The organism is Herbaspirillum robiniae (assembly GCF_002213415.1).
Taxonomy (GTDB): Bacteria; Pseudomonadota; Gammaproteobacteria; order Burkholderiales; family Burkholderiaceae_D; genus Herbaspirillum; species Herbaspirillum robiniae.
Window position 1 is genome coordinate 1 of record NZ_NJGU01000007.1, and the last position, 17,604, is coordinate 17,604.

A 17,604-nucleotide genomic window follows, 5' to 3' on the forward strand; every position below is an offset into this window, starting at 1 on the left:
TATACGCAATAGCCCTCGTTACTCAGTAACGAGGGCTTTTTGCTTTGCGCGATCACTTCCAACAAACCTGCCCATACGCCTCGCTGCGCGGTTGGGGGGCCTCGCCGGATTCTCGGCGCTAACTTGAACCTGAAATTCCACGCCGTACGATCAGGTATTAGCCGTTAAGCCCCTTTTTTAGTCGGCGCTTCTTCGAACCTTCCCCCCATTTCTCTTCTGTTCTCCTCGGTTTCTCTTCCGATTCCAAGGAAATTCCGTACCTCACACCGTCGCATCGACGCGCCAGGCACATTCAGCTGCTTAATATTTAAGCGAATCTCATCGTCTCTAGTTCTCTGCTCGCGGCTCTTCTTTTATCCACAGTGAAAAGAGCCCACTTGTGAACAGTTTCTTAGCGCTGGATGCTCAGTATTTAAGCAATTCAATCGCTGCGGTACTCTGCTAAATAGCGTCGTCGGTGACTCAAGGCCAGGGTGTCCCAGTCCACGCCAAAGAAAACTTATCCACTGGACAAAAACAGGCCGGTGGCTCGCCTGTTTTTACACGAAAGTGCGACCTCGTCTGCTCGTATTAGGTATTTGCTCCTGAGAGCGTCGCAGCAATGCTCGGCAATCTAGCCTGATCAACGCCGGCGCTAAAACCCAATGCACGACTCCTCGGCAGCGTTCTTTTATGCACAGCTCGAATTTGCAATTCAATGGGAGTGATTTATGCACAGCCCAACGCCCGCATCTCCTGACGTTGTTTTATGCACAGGCTGCCAGCAGCAGATCGGTGCCAACAGGGCTACCTACCGACCGGTGGCAATAGCGTATTTGCAGTCAGGTGCCTGAATGCGATCCACGGAGAAGCAACGACGGCATAAAGCGAGAAAAGACCAAAGAACAAAAACAAAGAGCCGGCGCAAGCGCCGGCTCTCAGATACATCCTCAGCTTCTATCTTTCTACCTATCTGCCCATCTATCCCGTCGTACATCGATACTTGATTTGCCGATATGTCCGTAGAGTCAGCCACACACCCAACCAACGTCAAATCGAAGATATACACAGCTCAATCTGCTGACGTCCAAACAGAACAAAAATCTTCTTATCCACAGGCTCTCAAAAATCAGAGCACACAAGCCTTCTCATCGACAAGCGGCTGAAGAATACCAACACTGCAACACCCAACCAAACTCAGTAAGCAGACCCCGCGTCAAGCTCCCACCGCTCACGCCCGGCGTCTTTCATCCTGCGCTTCTTCTCCTTCAGCCACTGCTTGAACAACTTGATATTCCCAAGCTGCGCCAGATCGAACTCGATGGCGGAATTGTTGCCGGCCTGCCTGGCGATCTCCTGCCTGAGCAGCGCAAGCGCCGTCTCCGGCGTCAGCCTCTGCAGCGGCCGGATGCCGTAGCCGTTTGCAAACTGCCCTTCCGCCTGGGCCACCTCCTGTTCCAGTTCCTCCAACTGTTCTCTCAGCAGCTTGTTGTAGTGACGAAGGCGATCATCGCCAAGGTCGTTCAGGCCATTGCGATCCAGTTGCTGCAACTCGATCTGCACCTCCAGCAAATGCAGCAGATCCTGTTTGTCATACGCCTGGTTCACCGCCTGCAACATCGCCGTCTTGCGCAGCTTCAACTCCGGATCCTGTTCGCGATCGGGGTGCAGGGCGCTGGCGAGCTTCCTGTAGATCTCGCGCAGGGACTGGTTCAGCTCCGCCTGCAGGGCCTCGCGCCGCTGCAATGAGGCGGCGGGCTTCTTCGCCTTCGCCCGCTCGGCGCGCCGTTCGGCCCGCGCCTCTTTGCGCGCCGCTTCCTGCATCTGTTGATTTGTCCACAGGCGCCTGGCGTGGCGCAACAATTCCCCGGTCGAGCGGAAGTCTTCATCCCGGCCCAAGGACTGTCCAAGCAGCTCCTCCAGCTCGGCCTTCATGGTCGCTACTTCCTCGGCGGCGTCTTCGTCGTAGTCCGATGCGCTGTGCCGATTGAATGCCGTTTTCAGCGCCTCGTCGTCCGACAAATCTCCCCGTTCGCCTGCCAGGGACGCAACCAGCGAAGACACCGTGCGTCGATCCGCGGAAGAGAGCGCCGCATTGTCGAACTGCGCATCAAGCGCCAGGATCAGGCGGCGTGACAGCGCATCCGCGGCCTCGCGCAGCGGCAACAGCTGTCCCGAAAAGGCCTGCTGGAAGTCGGGCACGACGCGTTCCCATGCCAGCAATACTTCACGCCGCTGGCCGATCTGGCCGACCAGCGTGTTGAAGGTTTGCTGCTCCCTGGAGAGTTGCGCATCGGATGAGCCCGATGCGCCGAGCACGATGGTGGAAGTGGGAGAAACGGACATGAGCAGGACTGAAAATGACGATCGGGACACAGTGTAGCAAGGACCACCTGCCACCCGGCGGGCGCCGGTGAAATCCGGCGGCCGGCCCGCCGCCATCAACGCGTCAGGAACCGGGCACAGCGCGGAAAGCCACGGCCGCATCCAGCCCGATGCAATGCACGCCATCGCCATCGAAGCGGTTGCGCAGGCGGATGGAGGCATTCATCGAATCGACGATCTCGCCGCAGATGGTCAGTCCCAGCCCGCCCGACGAAGAACCGCCGGACGAGAACGCCTTGAAGACGTTATCCATCGCATCGGCGGCAATGCCCGGCCCGCTGTCCCATACCAGCAGTTCGGCCTGTCCGTCCGTGCCGCGGATGCGCACGCCCAGCTTGCCGCCTTCGGCCGTATGCCGGATGGCGTTGTGGAGCAGGTTGGAGATCAGCTCGCTCACCATCCACGGATGGCCCATCACGAAGGCCTTCTGCGCATCCAGTTCGAAGTCCAGGTTCTTCTCGGCAATCAGCGGCGACAGATCCACGGCGGTCTCGCGCGCCAGCATGCTCAGGTCGCACACCTCCTGCGCGCCGCGTCCGCGCAGCTGTTCCACCTTGGCCAGCGACAGCAGCTGGTTGGCCAGATTGGTGGCGCGCTCCACGGTGTCGGACATCTCGCCCAGGATCACCTGCGGCGGCGCATCTCCGCGCAGTCCGGATTGCAATTGCGTCTTCAGCACCGCCAGCGGCGTGCGCAGCTGGTGAGAGGCATTGGCCACGAAGCGCTGCTGGTGATCGAGCAATCTCCGCAAGCGCGACATCAGCTGGTTGAGCGCATTGATGAAGGGTTGCAATTCCCTGGGCGCCATCGGTGGCGCGACCGGCGAGAGATCGTCGGCGGGACGTTCGTCCAGCTGGCGCCGCAAGGCATCGACCGGCTGCAGCGCGCGCGAGACTACGTACAAGGTCACCGACACGATCACCACCAGCAAGGCCGCCTGCCGGATCAATGTTTCCCAGAAGATCTTGCGCGCCAGCGCGCTGCGGTTTTCCATCGTCTCGGCCACCTGCACCAGCGCCGCGCCGTGCGGGCCGTTGGTCACCACCGGCTGGAACAGCGCCGCCACCCGCACCGGCACGCCGTTGTAGGTGTCTTCATAGATGTGCGCCAGCGACGGATAGATCGCCTCCTTGTCGGCCTTGCCGCGGTAGGCGGGCAAGTCCTCGTCGCCGTCGAAGAACGCGCCGTCGAGATCGTTGATGCGGTAGATCATGCGGCTGGAATAATCCGCCTCGTAGATTTCCAGCGCTGCATACGGCAGCGAAGCCTTGAGCTCGCCGTTCTCGATGCGCAACAGGTCGCCGATGGAATGCACCGACGCGATCAGCATGCGGTCGTAGGCGGTGTTCACCGACTCCAGCGTGTTGCGGTACAAGGAAAAGGAATCGATGACGATGAACAGCGCGATCGGCGAGATGATCCACGCCAGCAGATAGGTGCGCACCGAGCGCCGGCGCGAAAACGGATGCGCCATCGCTCAGCCTTCGCCGCCGCCCTGGCGGGCGCGCAGCAGATATCCCAGGCCGCGCAGGGTCATGATCTCGGCGCCGGTGTCCATCAGCTTCTTGCGCACCCGGTGCACCACCACCTCGATGGCCTCGATCTGGGTGTTGTCTTCCATCGGGAACACCAGCCGGAACAGCCGCTCCTTGGTCACCGCGTGGCCGGGCTTGGCGATCAGCGCCTTGAGCAGCGTATGTTCGCGCGGGGTGAGCTCCAGCGCGGCGTCGTCGCAATAGAAGGCGCCCGAGCCGCGGTCGAAGCGCAGCCGGCCGCAGCGCTGCGTGCCGTCGTCGGCATTGGTCCGGCGTCGCAGCAGCGCGCGGATGCGCGCGTCCAGCTCGTCCAGGTCGAACGGCTTGGCCAGGTAATCGTCGGCGCCGGCGTTCAGGCCGACCACGCGGTCGCCCACCGCGCCGCGCGCGGTCAGCACGATCACCGGGGTATCGATCTCCTGCGAGCGGATGCGCTGCAGCAGGTGCAGGCCATCCAGGCCCGGAATGTTCAGGTCCAGCACCACCAGGTCGCCGATGCCATCCTTGATGTGCGACAGCGCGCTGATGCCGTCGGCGCAATGCGTGACCTGGAAGCCGCGGCGTTCCAGTGCCCTCAGCAAGGCGCGCGACATGTCGATGTCGTCCTCTACCAGCAGGATATGCATGTTCTCCGGTGTCGTTATCGTTGCCAAGCCGCCTTTATACCGCCAAACCGCGCGCCGCGCGAGCCCCGGAAACGTCCGTCACTTGGACACCACGGCCGCGCTTGAAAGCAGATTGAAAGCCGCCGGAAAGGCGGCTGCAAGGAAACTGTCGCTTTCGCCCCCCGCGCGGTGGCAAAAGCCCCGGCGCTCGCCTACACTCCCGCCAATCCTCCGGCACGCCAGCCTTGCTGCGGTCGGATCATGATTACAAACCATCTCCAGGAGACAGCATGACCCAGCGTCTGATCAAGACCCTGCTCGCCCTGGCGCTCGCCATTCCGGCGATCGCCTTCGCGCAGGACACCTGCCCCAACCGCGGCGACCTCGACCAGCAGTATTGCGACGCCAACAACGACCTGACGGCCGACACCCCGACCGATCCCAAGAAGCTGAAGACCCCCAACACCCTGGTGTTCACCTTCACCCCGGTGGAAGACCCGGCGGTCTACGACAAGATCTTCAAGCCCTTCACCGACTACCTGTCGCAATGCACCGCCAAGAAGGTGGTGTTCTTCCAGGTGCAGTCCAACGCCGCTGAAATCGAAGCCATGCGCTCCGGCCGCCTGCACGTCGGCGGCTTCTCTCCCGGCCCGACCAACTTCGCCGTGAACATCGCCGGCGCCGTGCCCTTCGCCGTCATCGGCGACGCCAAGGGTTACCAGGGTTACACGCTGAACGTGATCGTGCGCAAGGACAGCCCCATCCAGAAGATGACCGACTTGAAGGGCAAGAAGGTCGCCCACACCGCGCCCTCGTCGAACTCCGGCCACATGGCGCCGATGGCCCTGTTCCCCAAGCTGGGCGTGACTCCGGACAAGGACTACAAGGTCATCTTCTCCGGCAAGCATGACCAGTCCATCCTGGGCGTGAACTCGGGCGACTACGACGCCGCCGCGATCGCCTCCGACGTGTTCGACCGCATGGTCGAGCGCGGCGTGATCAAGGCCGAGAACTTCCGCGTGATCTGGCGCAGCGAGAAATTCCCGACCCAGGACTTCGCCTATGCGCACGACCTGGAGCCCAAGTTCCGCGACAAGATGCTGCAATGCTTCTACGACTACCGCTTCACCGATGAGCTGAAGAAGGCCTTCGCCGGCGCCGACCGCTTCTACCCGATCAACTACAAGAAGGACTTCGAGATGGTGCGCTTCGTCGCCCACTCCGCCGGCGAGTCCTTCAACCGCGCCGCCTACGACAAGCAGAACGCCGGCAAGAAGTAAGCCGCCGCCTTTGCGTCCCCCGCCCGCGCCCGCCACGGCGCGGGCTCCACAGCAAACGCAACACACCGATTGACGCAACACCGGCCCGGGAGCGATCCCGGGCCGCGGCCGACTGCATCCCGCAGCCGCGTCGCGAACACAGATAGAAAGCTCCGCCCATGTCACACGCCATCGAAATCCAGGGCCTGGTCAAGGAATACAAGCCCGGCCACCCCATCCTCAAAGGCATCGACCTGAAGATCGGCGACGCCGGCCTGGTCGCCATCATCGGCCCCTCGGGCACCGGCAAGTCGACCCTGATCCGCTGCATCAACCGCCTGGTCGATCCCAGCCGCGGCGCCATCTGGTTCGAGAGCGAAGGCCGTCGTGTGAACCTGGCCGAGCTGCGCGGCCGCGCCCTGCGCGAAAGCCGCCGTCACATCGGCATGGTGTTCCAGGAGTACAACCTGGTGGAACGCCTGTCGGTGATGGAAAACCTGCTGTGCGGCCGCCTGGGCTACGTCAACGCCTGGACCGCATGGCGCCGCAACTTCGCCAAGGAAGACATCGCCCACGCTTTCGAACTGCTGGAGACGGTGGGCCTGGGCAACTTCGCCAACCAGCGCGCCGACGCGCTGTCGGGCGGCCAGCGCCAGCGCGTTGGCATCGCGCGCGCGCTGATGCAACGTCCGCGCCTGCTGCTGGCCGATGAACCGACTTCCTCGCTGGACCCGAAGACTTCCTTCGAGATCATCTCGCTGCTCAAGGAACAGGGCCGCGCGCAGAAGATCCCCGTGATCGTCAACATCCACGACGTCGAACTGGCCAAGCGCTACGCCGACCGCATCATCGGCATGTCCGGCGGCCACGTGGTGTATGACGGCAATGCCGAAAACCTGTCCGACGATTTCTTGAAGCAGATCTACGGCGGCGAGGACTGGCTGGCATGAACGCGACCACCAACACCCCTCGCGTGAGCCTGGCGTTCAAACCGCAGCTGGCCACCCGCCTCGCGATCTGGCTGATCCTGCTGTACGCGGTCTACGCCGCCACCCAGCTGGGCTTCTCGTGGGAGCGCTTCTCCTCCGGCCTGGGCAACGGCGCCCGGTTCCTCGGCCGCATGTTCCCGCCTGACGTCAGCAAGGGCGACATCCTGTGGGACGGCATCAAGGAAACCCTGCAGATCGCCGTGCTGGCCTCGCTGTTCGGCATCCTGTTCTCGCTGCCCATCGGCTTGATGGGCGCGCGCAACCTGATGCCGGCCTGGATCTCCTGGCCCGCGCGCGCGCTGGTCTCGGTGTGCCGCTCGCTGCACCCGGTGATCGTCGCCATCCTGTTCGTCAAGGCGGTCGGCTTCGGCGCCCTGGCCGGCGTGCTGGCGCTGATCGTCGCCTCGATCGGCTTCATCGGCAAGCTGTTTGCCGAAGCCATCGAAGAGATCTCGATCAAGCAGGTCGAAGCCATCCGCGCCACCGGCGCCTCGTTCATGAACGTGATCCTGTTCGGCGTGTTGCCGCAGGTGCTGTCGCGCTTCGTCGGCTTCTCCACCTACCAGCTCGACTCCAACCTGCGCAACTCGACCATGGTCGGCATCGTCGGCGCCGGCGGCGTGGGCGGCGTGCTGTTCTCCGCCTTCCAGCGCTTCGACTACGACTTCGTGTTCACCATCCTGGTCACCATCATCACCATCATCGTCGTCGGCGAACTGCTGGCGAACTCGGTCAAGAAGGTCTTCAATGTCTGATACCGCACTCCGCAACCCGCAGGCCATGGGCAATCCGGCCGAGCGCGAATGGCAGCGCCACACGCCGCTGCAGCGCGTGCTGCGCTTCACCGTCTGGCTGGTCATCGCGCTGGCGGTGGTGCAGTCGCTGCGCTACATCGAGATCATCCCCGAGTTCCTCTACGACGCGCCGGAACAGATGAGCGACATGCTCGGCCGCATGTGGCCGATCGATTGGGCCTACTTCGGCAGCGATGTGAAGGCCGGCCTGATCGAAACCCTGCACATCGCCACCCTGGGCACGCTGCTGTCCATCGTGCTGGCGATCCCGTTCGGCCTCTTGGTGGCGCCCAACCTGACGCGCCATCGCGGCCTGAACCTGTTCGCCCGCATCGTGCTGGTGGCCAGCCGCTCGGTGAACTCGCTGGTGTGGGCGCTGTTGTTCCTGGCCATCTTCGGACCCGGCCCGCTGGCCGGCACGCTGGCCATCGCCTTCCGCTCCATCGGTTTCGTCGGCAAGATGGCCGGCGAAACCATCGAGCAGATGCCGCGCGGCCCGATCGAGGCGCTGCAAGCCTCGGGCGCGAGCAAGTTCTCCGAGATCTGGTACGGCTACTGGCCGCAGTTGAAGCCCGCCTTCATGTCCATCGTGCTGCTGCGCTGGGACATCAACGTGCGCGAATCGGCGGTGCTGGGCATCGTCGGCGCCGGCGGCGTGGGCATGGTGCTCGACACCGCGCTGAACCTGTTCCAGTGGCCGCGCGTGGCCACCGTGCTGGTCTCCATCTTCGCCATCGTGATCGTCACCGAGGTGGTGGTGACGCAGATCCGCAAGCGCGTCCTGTAAAGGGCATACGGCATGCAAGCACATAGCAAGCAATCGGTGTCCTTCCCGCTGGAATGCGACGTCCTGGTGGTCGGCGGCGGCATCAACGGCGCCGGCATCGCGCGCGACGCGGCCGGCCGCGGCCTGTCGGTGGTGCTGTGCGAACAGCACGACCTGGCCGCGCACACCTCGTCATCCTCGTCCAAGCTGATCCACGGCGGCCTGCGCTACCTCGAGCACTACGAGTTCGGCCTGGTGCGCAAGGCGCTGATCGAGCGCGAGGTGCTGCTGCGCAGCGCGCCGCACATCATGTGGCCGCTGCGCTTCGTCATGCCGCACGACCGTGGACAGCGCCCGGCCTGGCTGATCCGCCTGGGCATGTTCCTGTACGACCACCTGGCGCGGCGCGAGCTGTTGCCCGGTTCGCGCGGCCTGGACTTGCGCCGCCATCCCTCGGGCGCGCCGCTCAAGGCCGATTTCACGCGCGGCTTCGTCTACTCCGACGGCTGGGTCGACGACGCCCGCCTGGTGGTGTTGAACGCGATGGATGCCGCCGAGAAGGGCGCGCAGATCCACACCCGCACCCGCTGCGAGTCGCTCGGCCGCCAGGGCGATCGCTGGAACGCCACCTTGCGTCGCCAGGACGGTTACGCGCTGCAGGTGCGCGCGCGCTGCGTGGTCAACGCCGCCGGCCCGTGGGTGGCGCAGTTCCTGGGCGAGTCGGCCCATGTGCGTTCCAGCAAATCGGTGCGCCTGGTCAAGGGCAGCCACATCGTGGTGAAGAAGTTGTTCGATCACGACCACGCCTACATCTTCCAGAACGCCGACGGCCGCATCGTGTTCGCCATTCCCTATGAGCGCGACTTCACGCTGATCGGCACCACCGACGTCGAATACAAGGGCGCCACCGACAGCGTCGCCATCTCGCAGGACGAGATCGATTATCTCTGCACGCTCTGCAACCGCTATTTCAGCAAGCCCATCGCACCGGCCGACGTGGTGTGGTCGTACGCCGGCGTGCGTCCGCTGCTGGAAGACGCGGCCGCCGACGCCTCGGCCGTCACGCGCGACTACCAGCTCGACCTCAACACCGAGGGCGCGCCGCTGCTGTCGGTGTTCGGCGGCAAGATCACCACCTTCCGCAAGCTGGCCGAAGAGGCGGTGGACCTGATCGCGCCGGCGCTGGGCAACAGCCGCGGCGCGTGGACGGCCAACGCCTGCATGCCCGGCGGCGACCTGTTCGCACCGACGCCGCAGAACCGCTCGGTGCGGGAATTCGACAGCTTCGTGCATGGACTGCAGCAGCAATACGCCTGGCTCGCGCCGCAACTCTTGCATCGCTACGCGCGCGCCTACGGCAGCCGCGCGCATGCGCTGCTGAAAGGAAAGAACAACGTGGAAGACATGGGAGAGGAAATCCTCGCCGGGCTGTACGCCTCCGAGGTGGACTACCTGTTGCGCCATGAGTGGGCAACCTGCGCCGCCGACATCCTGTGGCGCCGCTCCAAGCTCGGCCTGCATTTCCCCAAGGGCAGCGAGGCCGTGCTGGATGCATGGCTGGCCGCGCGCGGCGGCCAGCGCTCAGACCAGCCCGAGCTTCAGGCGGCCAGCAGGTAAGTGCCCACGGCGGCGATGCCCACGCCGCCGATGCGCACCACGCGGTCGGCCATCTTCTGGCCGGCCACCATGCCCACGATCAGGCCGGTCGCATGCAGGATGGCGGTGGCCAGGATAAAGCCGGCGCCGTACAGCGCGGCCGAGGAGCCGTGCGGCAGTTCCGCGCCGTGCGCGTAGCCGTGGAACAGCGCAAACAGCGACACCACCGACGCGCTGGCCCACAGCGGCATGCGCACCGCGAAGGCGATCAGCAGGCCCATCACCGCCACCGAGGCGGCAATGCCGGTCTCAACGGCCGGCACGCTCAGGCCGCCGATGGCCATCAACGCACCCACCACCATCATCAGCGGGAACGCCAGCGGCAGCACCCACAGGGCGCGCTGCTTGTTCTGCGCCGCCCACAGGCCCACGGCCAGCATCGCCAGCAGGTGATCGATGCCCGAGAACGGATGCGCGAAGCCGCTCATGAAGCTGGCCGAAGCGTCCATGTGCGAGCCGGGATGGCCGGGGTGGGCGAAAGCCGAACCGGCGGCCAGCGCCGCCACGGCCAGCACGCCGATGCGTGCGCGGGTCTTGGTGGAAATTGCGAACATGTTTTTCTCCTTTGGAAATCTGGGAATGTCGGTGGGTGGCGTCCGCTGCAACGGCGCGCCGCTCAATGCTTCGGTTTTTCGTCCAGCAGGCCCTGCTTGCGGATGTACTCGATCACCTTCTCCACACCGTCGCCGCTGCGCAGGTTGGTGAAGACGAAAGGACGGTCGCCGCGCATGCGCTTGGCATCGGCCGCCATGATATCCAGATTTGCGCCGACGTAGGGCGCCAGATCGGTCTTGTTGATGATCAGCAGGTCCGAGCGGGTGATGCCGGGGCCGCCCTTGCGCGGGATCTTCTCGCCGCCGGCCACGTCGATCACGTAGATGGTCAGGTCCGACAGCTCCGGGCTGAAGGTCGCCGCCAGGTTGTCGCCGCCGGACTCCACCAGGATCAGGTCGAGGTCGGGGAAGTCGGCGCTCATGCGCGCGATCGCCTCCAGGTTGATCGAGGCATCTTCGCGGATCGCCGTGTGCGGGCAGCCGCCGGTCTCCACGCCCATCAGGCGCTCGGCCGGCAGCGCGTCGGCGCGCAGCAGGATCTCCATGTCTTCCTTGGTGTAGATGTCGTTGGTGATGACGGCCATGTCGTAATGGTCGCGCATCTTCTTGCACAACATTTCGCACAGCGCCGTCTTGCCGGAGCCGACCGGGCCGCCGATGCCTACGCGCAGCGGATTGGGGTTTGCATTGCTCATGTTCTGTCTCTCGATGTCAGTTAAGTTTGGTTCCAGGTTCTCGTCAGTCTGCGGGACGGCGGGCGGGCTCAGGAGCGATAGATGCGGCTGTACTGCACCTCATGCTGCATCGACAGCAGCGACAGCCCGGGCGACCAGTTCGACAGCTCGTCGTCCGGTAGCGCCAGCGCGGTGGCCGCCGCGCGTTCCAGCTCGGGGCGCAGCGACAGCAGCATGCGCTGGCCGGCGACCTGGCCCAGCGGCACCGTCTTCACGCACGCCAGCACCTGGTTCTCGGCCCAGGAAAACATCATGCCCAGCACCGCCTCGTCGCGCGGCACCTGCAGCGCCACCGTGGCGAAGGCCAGCGCGGTGGGCAGCGGCACTTCCGGCTGCGCCTGCAGGATCGCCAGCAGCGCGTCGTCGGCCAGCTTCAGGTCGGCGGCAAGCCGGCCCAGCGAGTAACCCATCTGGATGGTCTCGGCGCGAAACTCCGAGGTGTCGCGCGCGGCCACGAAGCGCTCGGTCCACAGCGCCACCGCGGCGGCGTCGCGCCCGGTGAACGCGTCCACCAGGCGCGCGAAGATCGGCGCCTCGAAGCGCGCCACCACTTCATGCAGGGCGTTGGCGATCCACGCGCGCGCGGCCGCTTCGCTGGCCACGCTGCCGTTCTCGATGGCGGCCTCCAGGCCCTGCGAATAGCTGTACGCGCCGATCGGCAGCGACGGGCTGGACAGCTGCAGCAGGTGGAGCAGGGCGGCGGCTTGCATGCGCTTACGACTCCTTCGGATCGCTGGGGCGATGGATCTTCTGGCGCAGCGGGATCGGCGCCAGCGGATTGTGATGGTGGTCGTCGCCGTGATGGTGATGACCGCCGCCGTAGGCGCCGGCTTCCGGCTCGAAGGCGGCCTGTTCTTCGGACACGCGCGCACCCAGGCCTTCCAGCATTTCCTTGAGCACCGGGTCCTTGCGGATACGCAGGAAGCCGGCGCCGCCGGCATGGCCGATGTGCGCCTGCGTGTGGCGGTTGCCCAGGTGGAAGGCGCAGCGCAGCAGCAGGTGCGCATCGGCGGCGTCGACCCGGTAGGTGGCTTCGGCGGCGGCGGTGATCTTCACCACGCGGCCGTCGTCGCCGCGCAGCAGGTCGCCGTCGCGCAGCACCGTGCCGCGCAGCGTGAACACCGCCACGTCTTCGCCCGACGTCAGGGTGGCGCGCAGGCGGCTCTTCTCGCGCTGGTCATACGGCAGCACGAGTTCGCCGTCGATCTTGTCGGCCTGTTCGACCTTGGTGTTGAGTGTGAGCATGTGTCTTCGTGGATGAATCAGAACAGGAAATAGCGTTGCGCCAGCGGCAGCGACTTGGCCGGTTCGCACACCAGCAGTTCGCCGTCGGCGCGCACTTCATAGGTTTCGGAATCGACTTCCATCTTCGGCGTGGCGCCGTTGTGGATCATGTCGCGCTTTCTCAGGTTGCGCATGTTCTTCACCGCCACCACCGGCTTGTTGAGCTTGAGCTGCTCGCCGATGCCGGCGTCGAAGGCGGCCTGCGAGACGAAGGTCATCGAGGTCTTCAGCCCGCCGCCGTAGGCGCCGAACATCATGCGGTAGTGCACCGGCTGCGGCGTCGGGATGGAGGCGTTGGGGTCGCCCATCTGCGCTGCGGCGATCATGCCGCTCTTGAGGATCATCGACGGCTTGGCGCCGAAGAAGGCCGGCTTCCACAGCACGATGTCGGCGATCTTGCCGATCTCCAGCGAACCCACCACGTGCGAGATGCCGTGGGTGATGGCCGGGTTGATGGTGTACTTGGCGATGTAGCGCTTGATGCGGAAGTTGTCGTTGCGCGAGGAGTCTTCTTTCAGCGAGCCGCGCTGCACCTTCATCTTGTGCGCGGTCTGCCAGGTGCGCATGATCACCTCGCCCACGCGGCCCATGGCCTGCGAGTCGGACGACATCATCGAGATCGCGCCGATGTCGTGCAGGATGTCTTCGGCGGCGATCGTCTCGCGGCGGATGCGCGATTCGGCGAAGGCGATGTCTTCGGCGATCGCCGGGTCCAGGTGGTGGCACACCATCAGCATGTCGAGGTGTTCGTCCAGCGTGTTGACGGTGAACGGGCGCGTCGGGTTGGTGGAGGAGGGCAGCACATTGCCTTCGCCCACCGCCGCGATGATGTCGGGCGCGTGGCCGCCGCCGGCGCCTTCGGTGTGGAAGGTGTGGATGGTGCGGTCCTTGAACGCGGCCAGCGTGTGTTCCAGGAAGCCGCCTTCGTTCAGGGTGTCGGTGTGGATCGCCACCTGGATGTCCATGCGGTCGGCCACCGTCAGGCAGTTGTCGATGGCGGCCGGGGTCGAGCCCCAGTCCTCGTGCAGCTTCAGGCCGATGGCGCCGGCGCGGATCTGCTCTTCCAGCGGCAGCGGCAGGCTGACGTTGCCCTTGCCGAGGAAGCCCAGGTTCATCGGGAAGGCGTCGGCCGCGGCCAGCATCGAATGGATGTGCCACGGACCCGGCGTGCAGGTGGTGGCCGCGGTGCCGACCGCAGGACCCGTGCCGCCGCCGATCATGGTGGTCACGCCGCTCATCAGCGCCTCCTCGATCTGCTGCGGGCAGATGAAGTGGATGTGGCTGTCGATGCCGCCGGCGGTGACGATCATGCCTTCGCCGGCGATGATCTCGGTGCCGCCGCCAATGGCCATGGTCACGCCCGGCTGGATGTCGGGATTGCCGGCCTTGCCGATGCCGGCGATCTTGCCGCTCTTGATGCCGATGTCGGCCTTGACGATGCCCCAGTGGTCGATGATCAGCGCGTTGGTGATCACGGTATCCATGACGTCGGCATGCGCGCGCTGCGACTGGCCCATGCCGTCGCGGATCACTTTGCCGCCGCCGAATTTCACTTCCTCGCCGTAGATCGTGTAGTCCTTCTCGACTTCGATGAAGAGCTCGGTATCGGCCAGTCGAACGCGGTCGCCGGTGGTGGGGCCGAACATCTCGGCATAGGCCGAACGGGAAATCTTGCTCATCTCACTGGCCCTTTCCGCTCAGTTTGTCCTGCGCTTTCAGCTTGCCCATCACCAGCGCGTTGAAGCCGTAGACGCGACGGTCCCCGGCCAGCGCCACCAGCTCCACCGTGCGCTCCTGGCCCGGCTCGAAACGCACCGCGGTGCCGGCGGCGATGTTCAGGCGCATGCCGTAGGCGGCCTGGCGTTCGAATTTCAGGGCCGGGTTGGTTTCATAGAAATGAAAGTGCGAACCGACCTGGATCGGGCGGTCGCCGCTGTTGGCGACCGTGACGGTGGCGGTGGCGCGGCCGACATTGAGTTCGATGTCGCCGGGTTCGACCAGCATCTCTCCTGGGATCATGGCGTGCTCCTGTATCTGGACTTCAGGGAATCGGATGGTGGACGGTGACCAGCTTGCTGCCGTCCGGGAAGGTGGCTTCGACCTGGATGTCGGGGATCATCTCCGGCACGCCTTCCATGACGTCGGCGCGGGTGAGGATGGTGGTGCCCTTGGACATCAGCTCGGCCACGGTCTTGCCGTCGCGCGCCCCTTCCATGATGGCGGCGGTGATCAGCGCCACCGCCTCCGGATAGTTGAGCTTCAGGCCGCGCGCGCGGCGGCGCTCGGCCAGCAGCGCGGCGGTGAAGATCAGCAGCTTGTCTTTTTCCCTCGGTGTCAGTTCCATGTTGGCTCCTGGCCGGCGTGCGGCCTTCAGGTTCTACGGATGTCGTGCAGTCGTTTGTGTCGGTTCAGGCAGCTCAGGTATTCCAGATGCGCGGGATCGCTGCCGTTCGTTTCGCCGCCGCCGGGCGCAGCACGCCCCAGGCGGTGTGCAGCCAGTGCCGCGCCGCCAGGCTGGAGTGGCCCATGTAGCGCGCCACCAGCACTTGCTTCATCAGCGTGGCGCCGCTGCGGCCTTCCAGGCCCAGCGCGCCGACGGCGTCGCGCAGCGTGCCCAGCAGCGCATTGTCCAGGCCGTCGCCCACGGCGATCAGCGTGCCGCATACGGTCTGGCCGTCCAGCGCCAGCGGGCTGTGCATGGCGGCGGCTTGCAGCCGGCCCTGCTCGAACCAGACCAGCTTGCCGCCGCGGCGGATCGAGGTGCGTTGCGCCACCGCGCCGCTGTTGAAGCGCTCGCCCGAGGCGGTGCGGCCGAAGCACAGGATTTCGGCGCCGATATAGGCGGCGTCGGCGGCCAGTTCGACCTCGTGCTCCATGCGCACGTCGGCGGCGTCGAAGAAGATGGTTTCCTGCGGCAGCCATTCCAGCGTGGCGCCGGCCTCGGCGCGCAAGCTCACGGACTGGCGCGAGTGGCCGCCGTTGGCGCGGTACCACTTGCCGGCGCCCGGCGTGGTCAGCAGCGCGTGCGCGCCGGCGCCGACCTCGGCCGTGATGGCCAGCTGGTCGCCGCCGACGATGCCGCCGGGCGGGTGCACGATGATGGCGTGGCAGACCGACGGATGTTCGGGATAGAGCGGTTTTTGCACCCGCAGCGGGCCGAAATGCTGGCGCCGCACCAGGCGCGTGGTGCCGGCGTCGTCGGCGAATCCCAGCGCCAGCCGGGCATGGTCCGGCGCGTGCCGCTGCTCGGCGCGCGGCGCGGCGGCCGGGGCGCTGGCGGGATCGGAATGGCCGGTGATTCTTTTCATACCTTGTTCTTGTCTCGTTGGAATGGCTCGCCTGCGGATGGCCTCGCGCATCGGCTGCCGTGCCTGTCGCCGATCCAGCGACTTTATAGCAGACCCGCCGCAAAAGCGCATGCTCTGCGGCGAGCGGCCGTTGAAAGTCCGTCAACAGGGCGCGCCTGGCCCGGGGGGGAGCGAGCTGCGGCGCCGGCTCAGACCGCCAGGTGCTTCTTGACGTCGTCGCCGTCCATCTGGTCCTGGGTGCCGGCGGCCACCACCTCGCCGCGCGACATGACCACGAAGGTGTCGGCCAGCTCGCGCGCGAAGTCGAAGTACTGCTCGCACAGCAGGATGCCGATGTCGCCGCGCTGGCGCAGCAGGCTGATGACGCGGCCGATGTCCTTGATGATGGATGGCTGGATGCCTTCGGTCGGTTCGTCCAGGATGATCAGCTTGGGCTCGGCCAGCAACGCGCGCGCGATCGCCAGCTGCTGCTGCTGGCCGCCAGAGAGGTCGCCGCCGCGACGATGCAGCATTTCCTTCAGGACCGGGAACAGCTCGTAGACCTCGCCCTTGATGCTCGACGCCTTGCGGCCCGACATGGTGGCCATGCCCATGAGCATGTTCTCTTCCACCGTCAGGCGCGCGAAGATCTCGCGGCCCTGCGGCACGTAGGCGATGCCCAGCCTGGCGCGCTGGTGCGGCTTGAGCTTGGTGATGTCGTGGCCTTCGAACATGACGTTGCCCTTGGCCACCGGCAGCACGCCCATCAGGCACTTCAGCAGCGTGGTCTTGCCCACGCCGTTGCGGCCCAGGAGCGACAGGCACTTGCCCTTCTGGACATCGAGCGACACGCCGCGCAGCGTGTGCGCGGCGCCGTAGTACTGGTTCAGTTGGTTGACTTGCAGCATGGTGTTATCGCCCCAGGTAGACTTCGATCACGCGCTCGTTGGATTGCACTTGCTGCATGTTGCCTTCGGCCAGCACCGAGCCTTCGTGCAGCACCGTGACCTTGCCGCCTTGCGCGATCTCCTCGACGAAACCCATGTCGTGCTCCACCACCATGATCGAATGCTTGCCGCGCAGCTCGTTCAACAGCTCGGCGGTGCGCGCGGTCTCGGCGTCGGACATGCCGGCCACCGGTTCGTCCAGCAGCAGCAGCTGCGGCTCCTGCATCAGCAGCATGCCGATCTCCAGCCATTGCTTCTGGCCGTGCGAGAGCAGGCCGGCCATGCGGTTTTCCTGGCCGTGGAGGCGGATCAGTTTGAGGATCTCCTCGATCTTGCCGATCTGCTCCGACGACAGGCGCGCAAACAGCGTGGTCTTGACGCGCTTGTCCATCTTCATCGCCAGTTCCAGGTTCTCGAACACGGTGTGCTGCTCGAACACGGTCGGGCGCTGGAACTTGCGGCCGATGCCGGCGTGCGCGATCTCGTACTCGGTCATCTTGGTCAGGTCGATGGTCTGGCCGAAGAAGGCGGTGCCGGCGGTCGGTCGCGTCTTGCCGGTGATCACGTCCATCATGGTGGTCTTGCCGGCGCCGTTGGGGCCGATGATGCAGCGCAGCTCGCCCACCGAGATGTCCAGGTTCAGGTTGTTGATGGCCTTGAAGCCGTCGAACGAGACCGTGATGTTTTCCAGGTAGAGAATGGCGCCGTGCGTGGTGTCCACGCCTTCGGGCTTGATGCGCTCGTAGGATGCGCCGTGGTCGGCGTGCGGCGTGTCGACGTTGCCGCCCAGTCCGCCGATGCCCACCGGCGCCCTGCCGGTTTCCATGTCG

Annotated in this window: 18 protein-coding genes; 5 read left to right on the forward strand and 13 right to left on the reverse strand. The window is 65.3% G+C overall.

The window, feature by feature from the left end:
- Positions 1-1,176: 1,176 nt before the first annotated feature.
- The 3 genes from CEJ42_RS13685 to CEJ42_RS13695 form a co-directional block, all read right to left on the reverse strand.
- Positions 1,177-2,325: a J domain-containing protein gene (locus tag CEJ42_RS13685; protein WP_088751456.1), complete on the reverse strand. Its 1,149-nt coding sequence runs from the start codon at positions 2,323-2,325 to the stop codon at positions 1,177-1,179.
- Between the two features lie 103 nt (positions 2,326-2,428).
- Entirely contained in the window at positions 2,429-3,838 is a 1,410-nt protein-coding gene (locus CEJ42_RS13690) for a sensor histidine kinase (RefSeq protein WP_088751457.1), read from the reverse strand.
- A 3-nt stretch (positions 3,839-3,841) separates the two neighbouring features.
- Entirely contained in the window at positions 3,842-4,525 is a 684-nt protein-coding gene (locus tag CEJ42_RS13695; RefSeq protein WP_079217502.1) for a response regulator transcription factor, read from the reverse strand.
- 269 nt (positions 4,526-4,794) lie between these two features.
- Between CEJ42_RS13695 and phnD the strand changes: the two genes are divergently transcribed.
- From phnD to glpD, 5 genes are all read left to right on the forward strand, one after another.
- On the forward strand, positions 4,795-5,784 hold the full coding sequence (gene phnD / locus CEJ42_RS13700; protein ID WP_079217503.1) for a phosphate/phosphite/phosphonate ABC transporter substrate-binding protein: 990 nt from the start codon (positions 4,795-4,797) through the stop codon (positions 5,782-5,784).
- A 158-nt stretch (positions 5,785-5,942) separates the two neighbouring features.
- The gene (gene phnC, locus CEJ42_RS13705; RefSeq protein ID WP_088751458.1) at positions 5,943-6,713 is read left to right on the forward strand and encodes a phosphonate ABC transporter ATP-binding protein; all 771 of its coding nucleotides are present in this window, start codon (positions 5,943-5,945) and stop codon (positions 6,711-6,713) included.
- Positions 6,710-7,507, forward strand: coding sequence for a phosphonate ABC transporter, permease protein PhnE (gene phnE / locus CEJ42_RS13710; protein WP_079217505.1), 798 nt, complete (start codon positions 6,710-6,712; stop codon positions 7,505-7,507). The genes phnC and phnE (CEJ42_RS13710) overlap by 4 nt, the downstream gene beginning before the upstream one ends.
- The gene (gene phnE / locus CEJ42_RS13715; protein WP_079217506.1) at positions 7,500-8,333 is read left to right on the forward strand and encodes a phosphonate ABC transporter, permease protein PhnE; all 834 of its coding nucleotides are present in this window, start codon (positions 7,500-7,502) and stop codon (positions 8,331-8,333) included. The genes phnE (CEJ42_RS13710) and phnE (CEJ42_RS13715) overlap by 8 nt, the downstream gene beginning before the upstream one ends.
- A gap of 12 nt (positions 8,334-8,345) precedes the next feature.
- The gene (gene glpD / locus CEJ42_RS13720; protein WP_088751459.1) at positions 8,346-9,929 is read left to right on the forward strand and encodes a glycerol-3-phosphate dehydrogenase; all 1,584 of its coding nucleotides are present in this window, start codon (positions 8,346-8,348) and stop codon (positions 9,927-9,929) included.
- Here glpD and CEJ42_RS13725 read toward each other — a convergent pair.
- The 10 genes from CEJ42_RS13725 to urtD form a co-directional block, all read right to left on the reverse strand.
- On the reverse strand, positions 9,911-10,522 hold the full coding sequence (locus CEJ42_RS13725; protein WP_088751460.1) for a HupE/UreJ family protein: 612 nt from the start codon (positions 10,520-10,522) through the stop codon (positions 9,911-9,913). The genes glpD and CEJ42_RS13725 overlap by 19 nt on opposite strands.
- Positions 10,523-10,584: 62 nt before the next feature.
- Entirely contained in the window at positions 10,585-11,217 is a 633-nt protein-coding gene (gene ureG / locus CEJ42_RS13730; protein WP_079217509.1) for an urease accessory protein UreG, read from the reverse strand.
- A gap of 68 nt (positions 11,218-11,285) precedes the next feature.
- On the reverse strand, positions 11,286-11,966 hold the full coding sequence (locus CEJ42_RS13735; protein WP_079217510.1) for an urease accessory protein UreF: 681 nt from the start codon (positions 11,964-11,966) through the stop codon (positions 11,286-11,288).
- A 4-nt stretch (positions 11,967-11,970) separates the two neighbouring features.
- The gene (gene ureE / locus CEJ42_RS13740; RefSeq protein ID WP_079217511.1) at positions 11,971-12,501 is read right to left on the reverse strand and encodes an urease accessory protein UreE; all 531 of its coding nucleotides are present in this window, start codon (positions 12,499-12,501) and stop codon (positions 11,971-11,973) included.
- 17 nt (positions 12,502-12,518) lie between these two features.
- The gene (ureC, locus tag CEJ42_RS13745; RefSeq protein ID WP_088751461.1) at positions 12,519-14,219 is read right to left on the reverse strand and encodes an urease subunit alpha; all 1,701 of its coding nucleotides are present in this window, start codon (positions 14,217-14,219) and stop codon (positions 12,519-12,521) included.
- A 1-nt stretch (position 14,220) separates the two neighbouring features.
- Positions 14,221-14,559 carry an urease subunit beta gene (locus tag CEJ42_RS13750; protein WP_088751462.1) on the reverse strand — a complete coding sequence of 113 codons (339 nt, stop codon included), beginning with the start codon at positions 14,557-14,559 and terminating at the stop codon, positions 14,221-14,223.
- A gap of 22 nt (positions 14,560-14,581) precedes the next feature.
- A complete protein-coding gene (locus CEJ42_RS13755; RefSeq protein ID WP_088751463.1) occupies positions 14,582-14,884 on the reverse strand; it encodes an urease subunit gamma in 303 nt (100 codons plus the stop codon).
- Positions 14,885-14,957: 73 nt separating this feature from the next.
- On the reverse strand, positions 14,958-15,848 hold the full coding sequence (locus tag CEJ42_RS13760) for an urease accessory protein UreD (protein WP_088751464.1): 891 nt from the start codon (positions 15,846-15,848) through the stop codon (positions 14,958-14,960).
- Positions 15,849-16,036: 188 nt separating this feature from the next.
- Positions 16,037-16,735 (reverse strand): urea ABC transporter ATP-binding subunit UrtE, encoded by a 699-nt coding sequence (gene urtE, locus CEJ42_RS13765; RefSeq protein WP_088751465.1) that lies wholly within the window; start codon positions 16,733-16,735, stop codon positions 16,037-16,039.
- 4 nt (positions 16,736-16,739) lie between these two features.
- The gene (gene urtD, locus CEJ42_RS13770; protein WP_420809801.1) at positions 16,740-17,600 is read right to left on the reverse strand and encodes an urea ABC transporter ATP-binding protein UrtD; all 861 of its coding nucleotides are present in this window, start codon (positions 17,598-17,600) and stop codon (positions 16,740-16,742) included.
- Between the last annotated feature and the right edge of the window lie 4 nt (positions 17,601-17,604).

Coding starts and splice junctions, on each gene's coding strand:
- CEJ42_RS13685 (WP_088751456.1), bottom strand. CDS start 2,325: ATGTCCGTTTCTCCCACTTCCACCATCGTGCTCGGCGCATCGGGCTCA.
- CEJ42_RS13690 (WP_088751457.1), bottom strand. CDS start 3,838: ATGGCGCATCCGTTTTCGCGCCGGCGCTCGGTGCGCACCTATCTGCTG.
- CEJ42_RS13695 (WP_079217502.1), bottom strand. CDS start 4,525: ATGCATATCCTGCTGGTAGAGGACGACATCGACATGTCGCGCGCCTTG.
- phnD (WP_079217503.1), top strand. CDS start 4,795: ATGACCCAGCGTCTGATCAAGACCCTGCTCGCCCTGGCGCTCGCCATT.
- phnC (WP_088751458.1), top strand. CDS start 5,943: ATGTCACACGCCATCGAAATCCAGGGCCTGGTCAAGGAATACAAGCCC.
- phnE (WP_079217505.1), top strand. CDS start 6,710: ATGAACGCGACCACCAACACCCCTCGCGTGAGCCTGGCGTTCAAACCG.
- phnE (WP_079217506.1), top strand. CDS start 7,500: ATGTCTGATACCGCACTCCGCAACCCGCAGGCCATGGGCAATCCGGCC.
- glpD (WP_088751459.1), top strand. CDS start 8,346: ATGCAAGCACATAGCAAGCAATCGGTGTCCTTCCCGCTGGAATGCGAC.
- CEJ42_RS13725 (WP_088751460.1), bottom strand. CDS start 10,522: ATGTTCGCAATTTCCACCAAGACCCGCGCACGCATCGGCGTGCTGGCC.
- ureG (WP_079217509.1), bottom strand. CDS start 11,217: ATGAGCAATGCAAACCCCAATCCGCTGCGCGTAGGCATCGGCGGCCCG.
- CEJ42_RS13735 (WP_079217510.1), bottom strand. CDS start 11,966: ATGCAAGCCGCCGCCCTGCTCCACCTGCTGCAGCTGTCCAGCCCGTCG.
- ureE (WP_079217511.1), bottom strand. CDS start 12,501: ATGCTCACACTCAACACCAAGGTCGAACAGGCCGACAAGATCGACGGC.
- ureC (WP_088751461.1), bottom strand. CDS start 14,219: ATGAGCAAGATTTCCCGTTCGGCCTATGCCGAGATGTTCGGCCCCACC.
- CEJ42_RS13750 (WP_088751462.1), bottom strand. CDS start 14,559: ATGATCCCAGGAGAGATGCTGGTCGAACCCGGCGACATCGAACTCAAT.
- CEJ42_RS13755 (WP_088751463.1), bottom strand. CDS start 14,884: ATGGAACTGACACCGAGGGAAAAAGACAAGCTGCTGATCTTCACCGCC.
- CEJ42_RS13760 (WP_088751464.1), bottom strand. CDS start 15,848: ATGAAAAGAATCACCGGCCATTCCGATCCCGCCAGCGCCCCGGCCGCC.
- urtE (WP_088751465.1), bottom strand. CDS start 16,735: ATGCTGCAAGTCAACCAACTGAACCAGTACTACGGCGCCGCGCACACG.
- urtD (WP_420809801.1), bottom strand. CDS start 17,600: ATGGAAACCGGCAGGGCGCCGGTGGGCATCGGCGGACTGGGCGGCAAC.